Here is a 19389-nt window from a genome sequence, read left to right on the forward strand (position 1 = left end):
GCGAACCAATCATTGCGCATATCGAATCCGCAATCGCCGATAAGCGGCGTCAGCTTCCGTCTTTCGTCGCGGGATCGGTGAAGAAGTAATCCTGCCACGACTTCGGCTCGTTCTTGATGACGCCGACGCGATGCATGAACTGCGCGAGCCCGAACGTGTTTTGCGGCGCGACCTTGAATTGCACCGACGGATCCTTGATCACCTTGATCAGCAAATCGCGGTCGATCTTCGCGTTGTTCACGCGCAGATAAATATCGGCGGCTTGTTCCGGATGTTGCGTGATATAGCGCGCGGCATCGGCAAGACCGGCGACAAACGCGCGATACGTCTTCGGATTCTCGTTGCGGAATTTCTCGGTCGCGTAGAGCACCGTCGCGGAACTGGGGCCGCCGAGCACATCGTATGAATTGAGCACGATATGCGCTTTTGGATTGCCCGCGAGTTCCTGCTGCTGGAACGGCGGATTGCCGAAGTGCGCGTTGATCTCCGTGCCGCCCGCGATGAGCGCCGCGGCTGCGTCCGGATGCGGCACCGCTTGCGTGAGCTTGTCGAGGCGGTTGTATTCCTTGTCGCCCCATTGCTTCGCCGCCGCGTATTGCAGGACGCGCGATTGCACCGACACGCCGACTGCCGGCACCGCGATGCGATCCTTGTCGGTGAAATCGGCGATGGTTTTTACGCGCGGATCGTTCGATACGAGGTAATACGGGAAGTTGCCGAGCGACGCGACGCCCTTCACGTTTTGCCGTCCGTGCGTGCGGTCCCAGATCGTCAGCAACGGGCCGACGCCCGCCGCGGCGATATCGACCGAGCCGGACAACAGCGCATCGTTGACGCTCGATCCGCCCGACAGCTTCGCCCAGTCGACCTTGATATCGAGCCCTTCCTTCTTGCCTTCCTGCTCGATGAACTTCTGGTCGCGCGCGACATTGAGCAGCAGATACACGACGCCGAATTGCTCGGCGATGCGCAACGTGCCTTCGGCATGCGCGCTCGCCGACGTGACGCCGATCGCGAGCGAAAGCGCCGCGACGAGCGCGCGTGCGCCGCCCTTCCCGGTTCGAGAATGCATCGATGAAACCCCGTAAAAATAGTGGCTTTTTAGAAAGGCGCGTCGCCTTCGATGGTCGTGCGATAGAGCTTGCGGCGCTGATCGTCGGGCGTGCCGGCGGCGAGATGCATCACCGAGCGGTTGTCCCAGAAGACCATGTCGCGTTCGCGCCATTGATGGCGATAGACGAACTCGCTTTGCGTGCTATGCGCGAAGAGTTCCGCGAGCAAGGCGCGGCTTTCGTCTTCCGGCAGACCGATGATGCGCGTCGTGAAATGCTCGCTCACGAAGAGCGCGCGACGCTTGGTTTCCGGATGCGTCCGCACGATCGGATGCGTCACCGGCTTGACTTGCGCGATCTGCTCCGCCGACAGATTCGGACGCCACGGACTGCGCTCTTGCAGCTCGCCGTATTTGGCGAGATAGGTGTGTTCGGCGACGCGGCCTTCGACTGCATCGCGCAGATGCGCGGGCAGCGTGTCCCACGCGAGATGCTGATTCGCGAACAGCGTGTCGCCGCCGGTCGCGGGCAATTCCTGCGCGTGCAGCATCGAGCCGAGACTCGGCTTGTCCTTGTACGAAAGATCGGAATGCCAGAAATGACCCGCATCGCCGAGACCGATCGGCTTGCCGTTCTCGACGATGTTCGACACGATCAGCACTTCCGGATGCCCCCCGAGCCCGAACTGATGCAGCACGTGAATCTGCAGCGGACCGAAGCGCTTGCTGAACGCGACCTGTTCGTCGGGCGTGATGCGCTGATCGCGAAACACGAGAACGTGATGATCCAGATGCGCGCGATGGATGCGCGCGAAATCGGCTTGTGACAATGGCTTCGACAGATCGAGCCCGATGACTTCCGCGCCGAGCGGCGCATCGAACGGGCGAATCTCGATGGATTGATCGGCGGCAGCGTGCTCGGCAATGGGGGCAGTGAGAATCGTCACGTCGGACTAATGGCAATCGATAGCTTGGGGAAGCGATCAATCTAACGCGCGGCGATTCGCGCGGCAACGAAGCATCTGCGATTACGTTATGCGCCTATGAAATAAGGCGCGCTTCAGTCGCCGGCGATATCGAACGGCAATTCGACCTGCACCGGCTCGACGAAGCCGCTTTCGTCGCGCCCGGCGAGCGCGCTGACGCGTACGCCGAGCAGACGGATGCGGCGATCGAGCACGATGCGCTTCAGGCATTCGGTCGCGGCGCGGCGAATCTCGACGGGATCGGCGGTCGCGACGGGCACGGTAAGATCGCGCGTCACGGTGCGGAAGTCGTCGAAACGCAGCTTGATGCCGACCGTGCGCCCGACGTAGCCCTTGCGCTGCAAGTCTTCGGCGACGCGCGTGCACAGCCCCGTGAACTCGGCGGAAAGCGTCGCGCGATCCTGCTTCGGATGAAAGTCCCGCTCGAAGGTCGTCTCGCGGCTCATCGACTTGGGCGTCGAAGTGACGACGACAGGCCGCTCGTCCTGCCCCTGCGCGATGCGCGCGAGCCAGGCGGCGTACGTGTGGCCGAAATGCGTCTGCAGGAAACCGGGATCGGCGGCGGCAATATCGCCCACGGTCACGATGCCGAGCGCCGCGAGCTTCTCGTTCGCCTTCGGTCCGATGCCGTTCACCTTGCGCGCGGCGAGCGGCCAGATGCGCGTTGGCAGATCGTCCATCGTGAGGATGGTGAGACCGTCGGGCTTGTCGAGCTCGGAGCCGATCTTCGCGAGCAGCTTGTTGGGCGCGATGCAGATCGAGCAGGTGAGGCCCGTCGCGTCGTGCACGGCGTCCTTCATGCGCTGGCCGATCTCGGCGGATTCGCCGGGTAGATCGCTGACATCGATATAAATTTCGTCGATGCCGCGATTCTCGATCTGCGTGGTGAACGTCGCGACGGCCGCCTTGAAAAGCCGCGAATAATGGCGATAGGACTCGAAATCGGTCGGCAGAAGAATTGCGTCGGGCGCGAGCTGGGCGGCTTTCATCATGCCCATCGCGGAAAAGACGCCGAACTTGCGCGCCTCGTAGGTAGACGTGGTGACGACGCCGCGACCCGCGTAATCGCGCAGACGCTTGAAGCGGCGCCTGCCGTCGGGCAACGTTTCAGGCGTGGCGCTGCGCCCGCCGCCGACCACGACGGGCATGCCGCGCAATTCCGGATAACGCAGAAGTTCGACCGACGCGAAGAAGGCGTCCATGTCGAGATGCGCGATGCGGCGCGGTGCGGATGTGAAGGACAGCGCGTCCATCGCGGCGACGAGAGCAGAAAAATGGCTTACTGTACATCCATACAGGTGTTCGCGCTAGAGGACGCCCGTCGCGATGGCCGGCTCATTCCGGCGTGCGCTTTTCCGCGAGCGCGCGGCGGCAATCGTCGAAAACCTGCCGCACGACATCCGATTGATAGTTGAGGTCTTCGCTATCGAGAATTTCCTCGACGGCGTCGCGGGCCCAGTCGGCTTCGAGCATCGCGCAATGCTGCGTGGCGATGTCGCGGGCGATGGCCGCGAGCTTCGCGACCGTCAGCCAGTCCGCGAGCCGCTGATGACGGTCGAGCCACTTGTGCGCGGCCTGTACGTGAAACGAAGCCGCCGGCCAGTCGCCATTGAGGTAATACGCGCCGAGACTGCCGCATGTGAGCCAGCACAGCAACTCGACGCGGTCGCGGGCACTGAGGGTACGAGACACATCGTTCATGGCGGCCTTCACGAGAGACGATCGACGAATGCGAACAGCGCACAGTTCCGTATGAAACCCCTATTAAAACAAGATAGCACGGGATGGTGCGGCGCGGCAGTGCCTCCCCGCAGCGTGATCCGCGTCACGGTGCGTTGGCGAACGCTTCGTCATGCGAAGAGCAGCATCGCGCATGCCGCGAGTCGCTGCTTCGCGCTCTCATTCGCTGCTAATTCAGCGCGCATAACCTGCTTTCGTCGGCCCCACTCATCGGCCTGCATTCAACGACGGGAGCACATCATGTTTGAACGTCTCACTCACTCCATCGACCATCTCTTTTCGATCCGCACCGCGCAGGAAGCCCGCGACGACTATCTCGCATCGTCGAGCGATCTCGCGGATCTCGAACGGCGCATGCGTCAGATCGAAACGCAGGATCACGACTACAGCATGTATTTTTGCGGCGCGCTCGGCCGTCGATACGACGAGCATTGACCCGCGCCGCCGATGTCGCGCGCGCTATTTCGTTTCCTCGCGGCCGGCCTGGCCGAGCATCACCGTCCAGCCGAGGCCGCGCACGTTGCGGATCACGCCCGCGCCGAATTTCTTGCGCACCGAATGGATCAGCACGTCGACCGCGTTGCTCTCCACTTCCTTGCCCCAGCCGTAGAGACGGTCTTCGAGTTGATCGCGCGAGAAGATCGTGCCGGGACGTTCGAGCAGCGCGTGCATCAGCGCGAATTCACGCGCGGACAGCACGCCCGACGTCTCTCCGCACGTAAGCGTACGCTGATCGAGATTGAGGCAGAGCGAATCGTCGCCGAGGCGCGAGACCGCGTAGCCCGCCTTGCGGCGCAGCACCGCGCGGATGCGCGCCAGCAGTTCGGGCATGTCGAAGGGCTTGAGCAGATAGTCGTCGGCGCCGAGATCGAGGCCCTGGACGCGTGTGTCGAGATCGTCGCGCGCGGTGAGGATCAGCACCGGCGTCGCGTTGCCGGACGTGCGCGCCTGCCGCAAGAGTTCGATGCCCGTCATGCCCGGCAAGCCGAGATCGAGCAGCACGACGGTGTACTCGGCGGCGTTGATCGCCTCGCGGCCCGCGTTGCCGTCGCGGACCCAATCGACGGCGTAATCGGCGTCCTTGAGCGCACGCATCAGGCTCGTGCCGATCTGCACGTCGTCTTCGATCAGAAGAATTCGCATGTTCCACCCCGCGTCCCGCGAGAATGGCGCGCGCCACGCGCCCGGAATGCGGCCCGAAGGATCTGGGAAAACGGAAAACGCACGACCGGTCATTTTGAGTGTTCTACTGACCGGCGACGATCGCTTCGCGCCACGCAGCGAATGCATTGTAATCGGCGGAAAACAGCGCGCAAAACACTAAAGGTTCAACGCGGGCGATGGCACGCTTTCGCTCACTTCCTCGACCGGAAAACCGATCGAAGCGACGATGCCCGAGCGCCCGTCGCTGCGATTTTCGAGCGTCACGTCGCCGCCGTAACGCGCGGCAATCGCCTTCACGATCGACAGCCCCAGCCCGCTGCCCTCGATGTCCGGATTCGCGCGGAAAAAGCGGTCGAACACGCGCGGCAGCAAGGCTTCGTCGATGCCCGGCCCCGTGTCGACGACATCGATCCAGACCATGTCGCCATCGCGCCGCGTGCGCAGGTCGATGGTGCCGCCATCGGGCGTATAGCGCACCGCGTTCGACACGAGATTCTTCACCGCCATGCCGATGTCGGTTTCCACCGCGCGCACGTGCGCGTTCACCATTTCCTCCGCGCCGATATCCATGCCGCGCGACAAGGCGATCGGCAGCACGTCGGCGACGGCGGCCGTGACCACGTCCGCGATGTTCACGCGCGCGAGCGGCGCGCCGTTCATCGGCGCATCGGCGCGCGCCATCCGCAAGAGTTGCGTAATCAGCTTGCCGCTGCGCGCGATGCCCTTGCGCAACTCCTGAAAGCGCTCCTGATTGCCGGGATAGATATGCGGCGCGAGATTGTCGGCCTGAAGCTGCAGCGCGGTGAGCGGCGTGCGCAATTCGTGCGCGGCATCGGCGATGAACTTGCGCTCCTTCTCGATCGATGTCGCGAGGCGCTCGATCATCGTGTTGATCGAATGGATGAAGGGCGCGATTTCCGTGGGCACGCCGACGGTCGGCAGCGGCTGCAGATGACCCATGTCGATGGCGCGGACTTCCTCGCCCAGCTCGTTCAACTGACGCAGCGAGCGCCGCACGACGAGCGCGACCGCGATCCACACGAGCGGCAAAAGCACCGCGATCGGCCAGAGCGTTTGCGTCGCGGCTTCCTGCGTGATTTCGCGCCGGATCGACGAGCGCTGCGCGACCTGGATCGTCATCGTCGGCTCCTGGCGCGTGAACATGCGCCAATGCTCGCCGTTGACGTCGACGCCGGAAAAACCCGGCTGCGCGTCGCGCGGAAAGTGCAGCGATGGGTCGGTCGTGCGGAAAGGCAGCGCCTCGCCCGGCTTCCACACCACGGCGACGACATCGCGCTCGTCCTGCGTGCCGCGTGCGGGATTTTTCGGCAGGCTGTCGGCGAGTCCGTCGCGCAGACGCGCCGCCACTTGTTCGAGCCGCATGTCGAGCAGCGCGCTCATGCCGGTCTTGCTCAACTGATACGAACTCACGCCCTGCACGACGCCGATCACGCTGACGAGCAGCCCGAGCGCGAGCACCAGCTGATTCTTCAGTGATTTGATCATGCGAGTCCGCCGCTTCGGAAGGGAACGGGGCAAAGCTGCAGCCCGTTCGATTTTAGGCGACATTCCCGGGGATTTCGGTCTGAAAGACGACATGTGCGTGGCAGATGCGCGTAAGCGCGGAAAAAAATGCGCCGGTCCGAATCACGGCCGGCGCCAAGGGCTGAGGAGAATACGTGAAACGGGCCGCCGGATTGCTCGGGGAAGCATGCTGCCCGTCCACGTACAGAAGGTAGGCCCGAAGAATTAGCGTTGAATGAGCGCGCAAATGCGCATCGAGCAGCGATTCGCGCGGCGGGATAACATTGCATCCGGCGCTTTTTCATCGGCGACATTGCTTCGGCTGCAAGGAATCCGCAAGCCGGGGCGTCGCCGCCGCATCTTCATTTTTCGAGCATGGCCCGTCTGCGCGCATCGTTGTCTCGTACGCGCGGCGGGCGATATGCCTTCCTGCCCGCATGTCACAGCACAGCAAAACCGTCCGTCCCCTCGTCATCGGCGCGGTGATGGCCTCGATGGCCATGGTCGCGATCGAAGCCACCATCGTCTCCACCGCGATGCCGCAAATCGCGACGCAGCTCGGGGGCCTCAATCTGTATAGCTGGGTGTTCTCGTCGTTCCTGCTCACGCAGACGGCGCTCACGGTCGTGTTCGGCAAGCTCGCCGATCTCTACGGCCGCAAGCCGGCGATCCTCGCGGGCATCGCGATCTTTCTGATCGGCTCGGTGCTCGCGGGCTTCGCGTGGTCGATGCCCGCGATGATCGTCTTCCGGCTGATTCAGGGCGTCGGCGCGGGCGCGATCCTGCCGGTCGCGCTGACGGTCGTCGGCGATCTCTATCCGGCGCGCGAGCGCGGCAAGGTGCAGGGCTATCTCGCGAGCGTGTGGGCCGTGTCCGCCGTGCTCGGGCCGATGGTGGGCGGCCTGCTGATTCGCCAGTTCTCGTGGGCGTGGATCTTCTGGATCAACGTGCCGATCGGCATACTGGCCGCGCTGCTTTTCACGCTCTTTCTGCACGAGGAAAAGCGCCACGACCGTCCGGCGATCGATCTCGCGGGCGCGTTCTTCTTCACCGCCGCCGTCGCCGCGCTGATGATGGCGCTCACCGACGCCGGCCACGCGAGCAATGCGCGCGTCGGCGTGGAGATCGGCGTGTTCGTGCTCGCGATCGTGTGCTTCGTGATTCAGGAGCGCCGCGCCGCCGATCCGATGATCTCGTTCAGGCTGTGGTCGCATCGGCCGATTGCCGCGAGCAACGTCGCGACGGTCCTCGCCGGCATGGCGATGATGGGCCTCACCACTTTCCTGCCGATGTACGTGCAGGGCGTGATGCATCGCACGCCGGTGGAAGCGGGCCTCGCGCTCACGATGATGATGATCGGCTGGCCGAGCGGCGCCACTTTCACGTCGCGCGCGTTCAGCCGCATCGGCCTGAGGCGTCTGTTGATGATCGGCCCGGTCTTCATTCCGCTGGGCGCGTTGCCGTTCGTGCTGCTCGGTCCGCAATCGAGCCCGGTCTGGGCGGGCGTCGGCTCGGCGGTGCTGGGCTTCGGCATGGGCATCACGAGCGTGTCCTGCCTCATCCTGATACAGGAAATCGTGCAGCCGATGGAACGCGGCAGCGCGACGGCATCGAACCTCTTTTCGCGCAACCTCGGCAATACGCTCGGTGCAGCCGTGTTCGGCGCGGTGCAGAACTACGGCCTCACGCACACGGCCGGCCTGCCGCCCGTTCATGCGGATCAGCTGAAGCAACTGCTGTCGTCGGTGCCCGGCGACTTCGCGATGAACAACGAGATTCGCCTCGTGCTGCACCATTCGCTGCATCTGACCTTCACGGCGATGTTCGTGATCGCGCTAGGCACCGTGATTTCGATGCTGTTCATGCCAAAGATCGACATCGGGCGCGCGAAGGGCACGGTCGAGACGGTCGGCGCGGCCGATGCGAAAAACGCCGCAAATCAGGCGTTTCATTGAACGCGCCGCGTCCCGCCGAGACGACCGGCGGAACGCGGTCTCATGCAAAAAGCGCTCAATCCTGCGCCTGAATGAGCGGGCTGTCCTGCTTCGCCTTCCCGGCGCCTGCATCGTTGCCTGGCTGAGCGTCCTGCGCGATCGTCTGCATGTTCATGCCTTGCTGCGAGACGGGCGCGCCTTCCATCGGCGAATAGTGCGGCGCGGGGCCGTATCCGCTTGCGAGCGCGTAGGAAGCGCATGCGAGCGCCGCGACGAAGATGATGCCTTTGAGATTGCCGGTCATGGTAGTGCTCCTGAGGGTTTCACGAATCCACTTCATCGGCCTCGTCGCACTGCCTGCCCAGCACCGACCTTCTGAAATGTGAACGCAGTCTACGTGCGTGCATCGGCGTTGAAATCCCTCCAAAAGCACGGCTGAAAACGGGTGGTGCGACCGCCGCGCGCCGTTTCGCGGCCCGGCACGCCGATAGCTACGCTCACTAAAGGCATGGCAGCGATGCCGGGGCTCCGGGTAGACTGTGGCGTCGGCGGACCTTTTGTCCAGGAAACGTCCGCCGCTGCGCCGACCACCCGAACCATGACCAGACCTAAAGCCGACTCGCCCCTCGACCTCGCCCGCCACGCGCCATCCGAGCCCGCCATGAGCGAGCCGCAGTATCACGCGCTCGTCGATGCGATCGAAGACTGCGCGATCTTCATGCTCGACCTGAGCGGCCGCATCACGAGCTGGAACAAGGGCGCGCGCAAGATCAAGGGCTATGAGGCGCACGAAATCATCGGACAGCATCTGTCGCGCTTTTACACGGCGGAATCGGTGGCGCGCGGCTGGCCCGAGTACGAGCTGAAGCAGGCCTACGCGACCGGGCGCTTCGAGGACGAAGGCTGGCGCGTGCGCAAGGACGGCACGCTGTTCTGGGCCAATGTCGTCATCACGGCGGCGCGCAATACGCAGGGCGAGATCATCGGCTACGCGAAGTACACGCGCGATCTCACCGCGAAGCGCGCCGAGGAAGAGAAGCTGCGGCTCTCGGAAGAGCGCTTTCGTCTGCTCGTGGAAAGCGTCAGCGATTACGCGATCTTCATGCTCGATCCGGCCGGCCATATCGCAAGCTGGAATACGGGCGCGATGCGAATCAAGGGTTATCAGCCGTCGGAGATCCTGGGCAAGCACTTTTCGATGTTCTATTGCCCCGAGGATCTCGAAGCCAACCTCCCCGAGATCGAACTGCAGACCGCGATCCGCACGGGCCGCGTGGAGAGCGAAGGCTGGCGCGTGCGCAAGGACGGCTCGCTCTTCTGGGCGAACGTGGTGATCAACGCGGTGTACGACGAGCATCGCGTGCTGCGCGGCTTCGCGAAGGTCACGCGCGACATGAGCGACAGAAAGCGCCTCGATCAGCTCGAAGTGTCGTCGCGGCGCATCAGCGAGTTTCTCGCAACGCTCGCGCACGAGTTGCGCAATCCGCTCGCGCCGGTGCGCAATGCGATCGGCGTGATGCAGATGGAAAGCGACGTGCCGGAACGCATCGCCGCATGCCGCGACATCATCGACAGACAGACTTCGCATCTCGGCCGGCTCGTCGACGATCTGCTCGACATGGGCCGCATCACGACCGGCAAGATCGATCTGCGCATGACGCGCGTGGACGTGAGCGAGATCGTCGCGCGCAGCATCGAACTCGTGCATCCGTTCACCGACGAACGCGCGCAGAACGTCGTCAGCAAGCTGCCGTCCGAGCCCGTTCATGTGATGGGCGACATCACGCGGCTCGTGCAGGTCGTGCAGAACCTGTTGAACAACGCGTCGAAGTTCTCGCCGCGCGCCAGCACGATCCGCGTCGAAGTCGAGCGCGAGGCGACAGCGCTGCTGCTGAAAGTGATCGACAAGGGGCGCGGCATCTCGCAGAAGGGTCTCACGTCCATCTTCGATCTGTTCGTGCAGGAGGATCACTATCTCAATCCCGGCGAGGCGGGCCTCGGCATCGGGCTGACGCTGTGCCGGTCGATCGTCGAGATGCACGGGGGGTCGATCAGCGCGGCGAGCGCCGGACCGAATCAGGGCAGCACGTTCGTCGTGCGCCTGCCTTACGCGTCCGACCACGATGCGCCGCGGCCGCATCGCGTGCTCGCGCAGACTGCGACGCTAGGCACGGGCGGCGGCCTGCGCATCGTCGTGATCGACGACAACCAGGATTCCGCCGACAGCCTCGCGCTGCTCTTGCAGATGAAAGGCCACGACGTGCGTACCGCGTATCACGGCAAGGAAGGACTCGACGTGATCCGCCATTTCCCGCCGCAACTGATTCTGCTCGATCTCGCCTTGCCCGACATGGACGGTCACGCGGTGCTGCGCGCGCTGCGCTCGCAGCGGCTCATCGGGCGTGCGACGGTGGTCGCGATGACGGGCTTCGGACAGGACAGCGACAAGGAACGCTCCGCGCAGGCGGGCTTCGACGCGCATCTGGTGAAGCCGGTGGATTTCGACGTGCTGGACCGGTTGCTGGAGGAGGTGGCGAAGCGGTGAGGGCGATCACGCCCTCACCACCCGCAACGGAAAAATCACCCGCGACGCGATCAGCCCCAGCGCGCCGCCGAGCAGCGTTTCCCACGCGCGCGCCGTCAGCAGTTCGAGCGAATGCACGCCGCTCGCCGCGAGCGTCACGATGAGCACGAACGCGAACGCGCCGCACGCGATGTCGTATCGCTCCGGCAGCGCCATCGCATAGGCGATCATCGCGAACGCGGACAGAATCCACACGACGAGCGGCCAATGTTCCGCGAGCGGCAGACACACGATGCCGATCGGCACGCCGACAAGCGTCCCGTAGATGCGCCGCCGTACGCGCTCCGCCGTCCCGACCGCCGACGTCGCGACGACATACACGCAAGCCGTGATCGCCCACGCCGATTCCGCGAGCCCGAACAGGCGATTCAACGCCACGACGACGAGCGCGCCGCACGCCGCCTGCAGACCCATCGCGAAGGCGGGCGAGATCGCGTCCCGGCCGTAAGCGGGCTCCGACGCCAGCGCGGGCAGCACGACCGGATGCTCGGCCGGTCCGCTCAGCACGCGCGGCACGATCGCCGCGAGCATGCCGATCAGTAACGCGAGCAGGATCGCCCAGGAATCGCCGGGGCGCAGATCCATCCCGTAAGCGAGGAGCTGGCCGATATAGAGCTGCGAGCCGACGCCCGCGCCCGTCATCCCGAAGCGCTTCAGATAGCCCGCGAGGAACGCGCCCGTCACGAGAATCAGCTCGGCGCCGCCGCGTCCGGTTTCACGAAGCATCGGCGCAAAAAACGTGAAGGTGAACGCGCCGAACGCAGCCGCGACGCACAGAATGACGAGATCGCGGCTCGACTCCAAACGCGTCGTGCGCGCCTCGGACACGCTCGCCCACAGCGCGAAGCCGCCCGCGAGCGCGCCCACCGACACACCCGCCGGCACGCTTTGCGTCACGTCCTGCAGCGCGCCGAGCGCCGCCGCCAGCCCGTACGCGGTCACGAGCCGCAATCCCTTGATGCGCCGATGCGTGCCCGGATCGACGCGATCGAGCCACGCGAGCACGGCCTGCACGCGCTGCACGAGCGCTTGCACGATCGTCAGCGACGAATCCGCGAGACGCGCTTTCGCGTCGCCGATGGGCTGCTCGTCATCCATTGGCTTCCCCACAGGTAACGCACCTGCCACGCATTCTAGGACGCGTTGCGCCTGCGCGCGCGTTTGACGGCCGCAATCGGCCCGCCGCGCTGCGCCGCTTCGACGATGCAGCCCGCGAGGCGCGCCGCCGCATCCGGCTCGTCCGCGCGCACGCGCCGCGCGCGCTCCACAAGCCCGATCTCGCGATGAAACGTGTCGCCGCCGAGATCGAGCGCGACCGCGCCGCGCGGCCACGCGCCGATGCCGTCCGATACCGGCACGAGCGCCACGCCCAGCCCGCGCGCCACCAGTTGCGCGATGCCCGGCAGCTCGTCGACCTCGATCGAATCGCGCACGGCGATGCGGCGCTTCGTCAGAAACATGTCGACTTGCCGGCCGCCGAACGAGCGCCGGTCGTATCGGATGAACGGCTCCGATTCGATCAGCGCGCGCCAGTCGGCGCCCTTCTTCGCGGCAGGCACGAGCAGCACGAACGGCTCGACGGCGAGCGTGCGCCATTGCAGTTCCGCGGGCAGCGAAAACGGCGGGCGGATCATCACGGCCATGTCCATCTCGCCTGCATCGACGCTTGCGAGCAGATTGAGCGACACGCCCGGCACGAGCCGGATGCGCCACGCCGGCAGCATGCGCCGGAACGCGCCGATGGCATCGGGCAAAAGCGCCGCATGCGCCGACGCGATAGCGCCCACCGAAAGCGAGCCGCCGCGCCCGTCCTCGCCTTCCGGCTCAGCGAGGCGCGCGTACAGCGCGATCAGTTCATCGGCGAGTTCGAGCGTGCGCTTGCCGGCCTTGTTGAGCGTCGCGGAGCGGCCCGTCCTGTCGAACAGCTTCGCGCCGAGATGCGCTTCGAGGCGCTGCATCTGCGCGCTCACGGCCGATTGCGTGAGGCCGATCTGCGCACCGGCACCCGCGAAAGTGCCGTGGCGCGCCACCGCGATGAAAGTCCGGAGTTCGCGCAGCATGTCGATTCATCGAAAATATTTGGGCTGACTCCAGAAATATATCGTTTTTCAACACAAATATTTATTAATAAACTTTGGTTCCAGTTCCCATGAACGTCGATTGAAGGACTCAACTCCATGAGCACGACCCAGCACGCCATGCCGCCGTTCCATCTCGCGTTTCCCGTTCATAGCCTCGCGGCCGCGCGCGAGTTCTACGGCGAACTGCTCGGCTGCCCGGAAGGCCGCAGCTCCGACGCATGGGTGGATTTCGATTTCTACGGCCATCAGATCGTCGCGCATCTCGCGCCGGAGGAATGCGGACATCGCACGACGAGCGCGGTCGATGGCGACGCCGTGCCGGTGCGCCACTTCGGCGTGGTGCTGTCCATACCGCAGTGGAACGAGCTCGCCGACAAGCTGCGCGCGGCGGGCACGCGCTTCATCATCGAGCCGCATGTGCGCTTCAAGGGCGAAGTCGGCGAACAGGCGACGATGTTCTTCCTCGATCCGTCGGGCAATGCCGTCGAGATCAAAGCGTTCGCCGATATGTCGTCGCTCTTCGCGAAATAAAAAACGGGACGCCGCGCGGCGTCCCGTTCGTCATTGCAGCGCGCTTTACTGGCCGGAGCCGCTCGCGCTGACCGGCGCGCCCGGACCGCTCGGCGTCGCGGTGCCGCCCGGTTGCGTGGACGGACCCGAGTTCATCGTGCTCTTGTGCGTCTTCTTCGAATGCGTCGATTTGTGCGCGTGCGCGTTCGGCTGCGCGGGCTGCGTCGTGGTCTGCGCGTTGTCGCCGGCCTGCAGGCCCGTGTTCGAGCTCGGCGGATTGTCCTGCGCGAAAGCGGACGCGCACACCAGCGCGAAAGCGCCGGCAGCGGCGGAAAGGGCGAAACGTTTCATATCGAAGACTCCTGTTGGCGGTTGCGAAATGCGATGCTCACGGCTTGTTCTGCCTGCTGGCCGCCGCGCTTCACGCGAGCGGCCGTTCGCACGTCAGGAGTCAGCACGCGACATGCCAAGGTCTGACGATTCGCCAACGTCTTCGCGTCTTCGTGTCAGGTTTTGAAGACCGCGATGGCGCGCTTCAGCTCTTCGGCCTGCGTCGCGAGCGCGGCGGCGGCGGCCGTCGCCTGTTCGACGAGCGCGGCGTTCTGCTGCGTGACCGCGTCCATCTGCACGATCGCGACGCCGACCTGCTCGATGCCCTGCGTCTGCTGCGTCGACGCCGACGAGATCTCGTTCATGATGTCGGTCACGCGCGAAACGGACGTGAGAATCTGCTTCATCGTGTCGCCGGATTGCTGCGCGAGGTCTTGCCCCGCCGTGACGTTCGTCACCGATTCGTCGATGAGCGTCTTCACATCCTTCGCGGCCGCCGCGCAGCGCTGCGCGAGCGCCCGCACTTCCGATGCGACCACCGCGAAGCCGCGCCCGTGCTCGCCCGCACGCGCCGCTTCGACGGCCGCGTTCAACGCGAGGATGTTGGTCTGAAACGCGATGCCTTCGATCACGCCGATGATGTCGACGATCTTCTCCGAGCTGCCCGCGATCTTGTCCATCGTCGCGACGACGCCGAGCACGACGCCGCTGCCGCTTTCCACCGTCGACGATGCGCTCGCCGCGAGCTGGCACGCTTCGCCGGCGTTATCGGAGTTCAGACGCACGGTCGACGTGAGCTCTTCCATGCTCGACGCCGTTTGCGCGAGCGACGCGGCCTGCTCTTCCGTGCGCGACGAAAGATCGTGATGGCCGTCCGCGATTTCGCGCGACGCCGCCGTGATGCCGTCCGCGACGAGCTTGATCTGCGCGATCGTCTGCGTGAGGCGCGATTGCATCGTATGCATCGAATGCATGAGGCTCGAATCGTCGCCGCGCTGCACTTGCACGGTCTGCGCGAGATCGCCGGCCGCGATGCGCTGGCAGACGACGGCCGCATCGCGCGGGTCGCCGCCGATGCTCTTCAGCACGCCGCGGATGATGAGCGTCATCGCGACCGTCAGCGCCGCGCCGATCACGCCGATCAGCAGGAGCGACTTGAGCACGATGGCATGGAAGGCGCGATCGATGTCGTCGATCCACGCGCCCGTGTAGACGTGCCAGTCCCATTCCTGCACGTAATCACCGTACGTGACCTTGGGCAGCGGTTCCTGCTCGCCCGGTTTCGGATACGAATACGTCGTGATATGCGAGCCGTCGAGACCGTGCTTGACGATCTCAGCGGTGAAGTGCTTGCCCGTGCTATCGACGAAATCGTTGATCTTGCCCTCGGAGTGCGGACGCGGCGGATCGAGCACCTGCCACATCTTCGAATCGATGATGCCGACATAGCCGCTCGTGCCGTAGCGGATCGCGCGCACGCTCGCGATCGCGCGTTTCTTCGCTTCGTCTTCGGGCAGCGCGCCGCTTTGCGCCTGCTTCACATAGAACCTGACGACGCTCGCCGCCGACTGAACCTGTTCGGCGAGCGCGCCTTCGCGGTTGTTCATCAGCGAATGTTTCGTGGAGATCGCGTTGAGCGCGCACAGAAGAATCAGACTGAGCCATACGAAGCCCACGATGCTCATGAGCTTGGTCTTGAAAGAAAGTTTTTTCACGATCTGGTTGTAATAGCCGATGGACGCGCCGGGGCAGGCGCTCGCTTTGCGGCTTCCGATCGCGGGCGATTTTACGTTTGCGTGAGCGGGTGCGACGCCGCGTCGTTATCGAAAGCTGCGTGCAATTTAACGGCAAGGCGCGTCGAATCTTGAGGCGCGGAACGCGGCGCACAAAGCAAAACGCCCCGCATGACCGAAGTCATGCGGGGCGTCGGTCCATGCTGCTTCAGTGCCCGACCGGCTCTGTCGATTTCAGGTCGCTCGCCATCGCCGTTTGCGGATGCGCGGCCTGCTTGATGAGCAGCGCGACCGCCGAAACGATGCCCGCCACCGCGATCGTCGCGAAGATGCCGCCGAACGTGAAATGCAGACGCGTCAGCTCGGCGACGAGGAACGATCCCGCGATGCCCCCGAAGCGCCCGATGCCGAGCATCCACGCGACGCCCGTTCCGCGCCCTTGCGTCGGATAGAACGCCGCGGCGAGCGCGGGCATCGACGATTGCGCGGTGTTCATCAGCACGCCCGCGACAAACACGACCAGCACGAGCATGCCGACATTGCCCGCCGCCTGGCCGATCAGATACACGCTCACGGCGGTCAGCGCGTAGCACGCCGCGATGATGCGGTTCGCGTTGAACTTGTCCATCAGCACGCCGCACAGCACCGCGCCGACGCCGCCGAGCGGGAACAATGCGGAAATGAGCGTCGCCTTTTGCGGCGGCAGGCCCGACTCCTTCAGCAGAATCGGCATCCAGTTGATCGACGCGTAGAAGATCACGAGGCCCATGAAATACGTGAGCCACAGCATGATCGAGCCGACGAGATACGAGCGCGACAGCACCACGCTGATGCCGCTCTGTCCCGTCGCGGCGGGCGCGGCCTCGGTCATGAAGAACGAGCCGGCGTTCATCGCGTCGGACGAAATGCGGGCGAGCGTCGCGCGAATCTTCTCGACGGGCTTCGACTTCGCCACCATGTAGCGCACCGATTCCGGCAACGTGACGATCAACAGCACCGACAGCACGAGCGGCGCGATGCCGCCGAGCATCAGCACGCTGCGCCAGCCGAACTGCGGAATCATCCACGCGGCGAGAAAGCCGCCGAACGCCGCGCCGAGCGGAAAGCCGCAGAACATCAGATTGATGAGCGTCGCGCGGCGGCTGTCCGGACAGAACTCGCTCATCATCGTGACGGCGTTCGGCATCGCGGCGCCCAGCCCCAGGCCGGTGATGAAGCGCAGCGTCGTCAATTGCGTGAGGTCGGCCGAGAACGCCGACGCGAGACACGCGACGCCGAAGATCAGCACCGACGAAAGCAACATCGCGCGGCGGCCGAGCTTGTCGGACAGCGGCCCGGACAACAGCGCGCCCGCGGCCAGGCCGAACAGCGCGGCGCTCAAGACGGGCGCGAGCGCCGGACGGCTGATATGCCATTCGGCGACGAGCGACGGCGCGATAAAGCCGATCGCGGCGGTATCGAAACCGTCCAGCAGCACGATCACGAAGCACATCACGAAGATGAGCCACTGAAACGGCGAGAACGGATGCTCGTTGATGAACGTCTGTACGTTCACGGCAGGACTTCTACTCACTTCATTCCCTTTTCGGTGATGGGCGCGCGCCTCGCAAGGCCGCGTCCCGGAACTGAAACCGCTTCCCGCCGCCGTTCTTGTTGTTGTCGTGCGAGCAGCGAACCCCGGTCAAACCGCATGGAGATCGGAGAAAAGTTCGTTAGACGAACACCGATTCACATAGCGAACTCGCGAGTGAGGGTACTGAAGAAGTTTGCGCTTCGTCAACGCGGGCTTTCCCGCGTATGACGAAGCGCTGACGTGTGGCTGTCAAAAGGCAGCGAATCTGCGGACAGTCAGGAGACGCGCCGCCCCGCGCGATACGTTTCGCGCGGCACCTGCAGGCCGTCCACCGAGGCGACGCGTACGAAGTCCGCGCGCAGGCCCGTCGCGATCGCGCCGCGGTCCGCGAGACCCGCCGCGTGCGCGGGCGCCCACGAAACGGTCGCGACGGCGCGCGGCAGCGACCAGCCCGCCTTGGCGACGAGATCGAACACCGCGATCAGCAGACTCGACGGCACGTAATCCGACGACAGGATATCGAGCAGCCCTTCGTGCGCCAGTTCGAGCGCCGACACGTTGCCCGAATGCGAGCCGCCGCGCACGACGTTCGGCGCGCCCATGATCGTCGCGATGCCGTGTTCGCGCGCGGCGCGCGCGGCTTCGAGCGTCGTCGGGAATTCGGCGAGCGCGATGCCGTCGCGCGCCGCTTCCTCGACATGCTCGACGAGCGTGTCGTCGTGGCTCGCAAGCGAGATGTTCAGGCTCTTGCAGCGCGCGACGATTTCCGCGCGATGCTTCGCCGCGTAACGCGCCTGATGATCCGCGAGTTCGGCGAGGATTTTCTTCGCGTGCTCGTCGCTCCATTTGCCATGACGTTCCTGATACTTGCGCCACTTCTCGTGATCCTGCCACTGACGCTGGCCGGGCGTGTGATCCATCACGGATGCAAGCCGGAAAAGCGGATCGGACGAAAGCAGGTCGAACACTTCGACGACATCCGTCGTGCCGACTTCGCATCGCAGATGCAGGAAGTGATCGGCGCGCAAGAGATCGCGCGCGACGAACTTGCCGATCGACTTCGCGCATTGCACCTGAAGCTCGCGGCCGCGCACGCCGTCTTCGGGACGCGAACCGACGCCGAGCGCATCGAACACGGTCGTGATGCCCGCCGACGCCACTTGCGCGTCATGCACGATGATCGCCGCTTCGTGATTCCACAGCACGCCGGGGCGCGGCGCGAGATGCTTCTCGATGTTGTCCGTATGCAGCTCGACGAAGCCGGGCAACAGATAATCCCCGTCCCAGTCGTGCGCCTCGCGCGCCGCCGTATTGCCCGGCGCAATGTCGGCGATGCATCCGTCCTCGACGCGCAAGGTGCCCACGAAATCCTCGTCGCGCGTCACGATGCGCGCATTTGTTATCAGCATGTCTGCAACACTCCGGAATCGGTTTGATGAGCGATGGCCGCGCTCGATGCGAGCCGCACGATGCGGGTCGCGACGCGCTCGCGCGTGTCTTCGTCGTGAAAGATGCCGACGATCGCCGCGCCCTGCTCGCGCGCCTCGACGATCAGATTGGCGACCACGTCGCGGTTTTCGGCATCGAGCGACGCAGTGGGTTCATCGAGCAACAGCAGCGGATGCGCCGCGATCAGTCCGCGCGCGATGTTCACGCGCTGCTGCTCGCCGCCCGAGAACGTCGCGGGCGCGAGCGTCCACAAACGGCGCGGCACGTTGAGGCGTTCGAGCAACGCGCTCGCACGCTTACGTGCTTCGTCTTCATCGACGCCGCGCGACACGAGCGGCTCCGCGACGAGATCGAGCGACGACACACGCGGAATCGCGCGCAGGAACTGGCTCACGTAACCCATCGTCGTGTTGCGCAGCCGGATGATCTCGTGCGGCGCGGCGTCGGTCAGCATCGTATGACGCGAGGGCTTGCTGTCGTCGCGAATCGCGATCGTGCCGCGCGTCGCGAGATAGTTGCCGTACATGCAGCGCAGGAACGTGCTCTTGCCCGCGCCCGACGCGCCCGAGAGCACGACGCATTCGCCGCGTTCCACATCGAGCGATACGCCCGACAGCGCGGCGATACGCGCGCCGCCCTGCTGATGCAGTGTGAAAGTCTTTTCGATGCCGATTGCGCGCAGCATCAGCTTGTCGTTGGTGATGAAGGAATCGTGTGTCATCGGTCAAAC

Annotated in this window: 18 protein-coding genes; 4 read left to right on the forward strand and 14 right to left on the reverse strand. The window is 64.9% G+C overall.

All coding sequences use genetic code 11. The features are described from left to right. Window positions 1-49: 49 nt before the first annotated feature. The 4 genes from NCS00_RS19520 to NCS00_RS19535 all read right to left on the reverse strand — a co-directional run bounded on the left by NCS00_RS19520 (window position 50) and on the right by NCS00_RS19535 (window position 3738). Window positions 50-1072, reverse strand: a complete 1023-nt coding sequence (locus NCS00_RS19520; protein WP_008354407.1) for an ABC transporter substrate-binding protein — start codon at window positions 1070-1072, stop codon at window positions 50-52. A gap of 29 nt (window positions 1073-1101) precedes the next feature. After that, complete coding sequence (locus tag NCS00_RS19525) at window positions 1102-1998, reverse strand: TauD/TfdA dioxygenase family protein (protein WP_250440768.1); 897 nt, start codon at window positions 1996-1998, stop codon at window positions 1102-1104. 113 nt (window positions 1999-2111) lie between these two features. After that, window positions 2112-3290 carry a DNA polymerase IV gene (gene dinB / locus NCS00_RS19530; protein WP_250440769.1) on the reverse strand — a complete coding sequence of 393 codons (1179 nt, stop codon included), beginning with the start codon at window positions 3288-3290 and terminating at the stop codon, window positions 2112-2114. Window positions 3291-3372: 82 nt separating this feature from the next. Further along, window positions 3373-3738, reverse strand: a complete 366-nt coding sequence (locus tag NCS00_RS19535) for a hypothetical protein (protein ID WP_008354403.1) — start codon at window positions 3736-3738, stop codon at window positions 3373-3375. Between the two features lie 279 nt (window positions 3739-4017). Here NCS00_RS19535 and NCS00_RS19540 point away from each other — a divergent pair, with 279 nt between their 5' ends. Next, window positions 4018-4212, forward strand: a complete 195-nt coding sequence (locus NCS00_RS19540) for a DUF3563 family protein (RefSeq protein WP_008354402.1) — start codon at window positions 4018-4020, stop codon at window positions 4210-4212. A 24-nt stretch (window positions 4213-4236) separates the two neighbouring features. On the opposite strand, the gene NCS00_RS19545 is transcribed toward NCS00_RS19540, so the two are convergent. Together NCS00_RS19545 and NCS00_RS19550 are read right to left on the reverse strand one after the other, a co-directional pair. Further along, complete coding sequence (locus NCS00_RS19545; protein ID WP_033536934.1) at window positions 4237-4920, reverse strand: response regulator transcription factor; 684 nt, start codon at window positions 4918-4920, stop codon at window positions 4237-4239. A gap of 177 nt (window positions 4921-5097) precedes the next feature. Continuing rightward, on the reverse strand, window positions 5098-6447 hold the full coding sequence (locus tag NCS00_RS19550) for a sensor histidine kinase (protein ID WP_250440770.1): 1350 nt from the start codon (window positions 6445-6447) through the stop codon (window positions 5098-5100). 455 nt (window positions 6448-6902) lie between these two features. Between NCS00_RS19550 and NCS00_RS19555 the strand changes: the two genes are divergently transcribed. Beyond that, the gene (locus NCS00_RS19555) at window positions 6903-8420 is read left to right on the forward strand and encodes an MDR family MFS transporter (RefSeq protein ID WP_250440771.1); all 1518 of its coding nucleotides are present in this window, start codon (window positions 6903-6905) and stop codon (window positions 8418-8420) included. Between the two features lie 55 nt (window positions 8421-8475). Here the strand turns inward: NCS00_RS19555 and NCS00_RS19560 are convergent, their stop codons facing one another. Then, window positions 8476-8703 carry a hypothetical protein gene (locus NCS00_RS19560; protein WP_008354398.1) on the reverse strand — a complete coding sequence of 76 codons (228 nt, stop codon included), beginning with the start codon at window positions 8701-8703 and terminating at the stop codon, window positions 8476-8478. A gap of 357 nt (window positions 8704-9060) precedes the next feature. On the opposite strand from NCS00_RS19560, the gene NCS00_RS19565 reads away from it, so the two are divergent. After that, on the forward strand, window positions 9061-10944 hold the full coding sequence (locus tag NCS00_RS19565) for a PAS domain-containing hybrid sensor histidine kinase/response regulator (protein WP_175982860.1): 1884 nt from the start codon (window positions 9061-9063) through the stop codon (window positions 10942-10944). 6 nt (window positions 10945-10950) lie between these two features. Here NCS00_RS19565 and NCS00_RS19570 read toward each other — a convergent pair whose 3' ends face one another. Together NCS00_RS19570 and NCS00_RS19575 are read right to left on the reverse strand one after the other, a co-directional pair. Then, entirely contained in the window at window positions 10951-12081 is a 1131-nt protein-coding gene (locus tag NCS00_RS19570; RefSeq protein ID WP_250436129.1) for an FUSC family protein, read from the reverse strand. A gap of 35 nt (window positions 12082-12116) precedes the next feature. Beyond that, complete coding sequence (locus NCS00_RS19575; protein WP_008354394.1) at window positions 12117-13043, reverse strand: LysR family transcriptional regulator; 927 nt, start codon at window positions 13041-13043, stop codon at window positions 12117-12119. Window positions 13044-13160: 117 nt separating this feature from the next. Here NCS00_RS19575 and NCS00_RS19580 point away from each other — a divergent pair, with 117 nt between their 5' ends. Beyond that, window positions 13161-13595 (forward strand): VOC family protein, encoded by a 435-nt coding sequence (locus NCS00_RS19580; RefSeq protein WP_008354393.1) that lies wholly within the window; start codon window positions 13161-13163, stop codon window positions 13593-13595. 45 nt (window positions 13596-13640) lie between these two features. Here the strand turns inward: NCS00_RS19580 and NCS00_RS19585 are convergent, their stop codons facing one another. The 5 genes from NCS00_RS19585 to phnL form a co-directional block, all read right to left on the reverse strand. After that, entirely contained in the window at window positions 13641-13925 is a 285-nt protein-coding gene (locus tag NCS00_RS19585) for a hypothetical protein (protein WP_008354392.1), read from the reverse strand. A 155-nt stretch (window positions 13926-14080) separates the two neighbouring features. Then, window positions 14081-15619: a methyl-accepting chemotaxis protein gene (locus NCS00_RS33370; protein WP_350029363.1), complete on the reverse strand. Its 1539-nt coding sequence runs from the start codon at window positions 15617-15619 to the stop codon at window positions 14081-14083. Between the two features lie 226 nt (window positions 15620-15845). Beyond that, window positions 15846-17210: an MFS transporter gene (locus NCS00_RS19600; RefSeq protein WP_250436130.1), complete on the reverse strand. Its 1365-nt coding sequence runs from the start codon at window positions 17208-17210 to the stop codon at window positions 15846-15848. Window positions 17211-17485: 275 nt separating this feature from the next. Continuing rightward, window positions 17486-18619 (reverse strand): alpha-D-ribose 1-methylphosphonate 5-triphosphate diphosphatase, encoded by a 1134-nt coding sequence (locus NCS00_RS19605; RefSeq protein WP_008354389.1) that lies wholly within the window; start codon window positions 18617-18619, stop codon window positions 17486-17488. Then, window positions 18613-19380 (reverse strand): phosphonate C-P lyase system protein PhnL, encoded by a 768-nt coding sequence (phnL, locus tag NCS00_RS19610; RefSeq protein ID WP_250440772.1) that lies wholly within the window; start codon window positions 19378-19380, stop codon window positions 18613-18615. The genes NCS00_RS19605 and phnL overlap by 7 nt, the downstream gene beginning before the upstream one ends. Window positions 19381-19389: the final 9 nt, after the last annotated feature.

Origin of the sequence: Caballeronia sp. AZ1_KS37 (assembly GCF_023631165.1) — a bacterium.
Taxonomy (GTDB): Bacteria; Pseudomonadota; Gammaproteobacteria; order Burkholderiales; family Burkholderiaceae; genus Caballeronia; species Caballeronia zhejiangensis.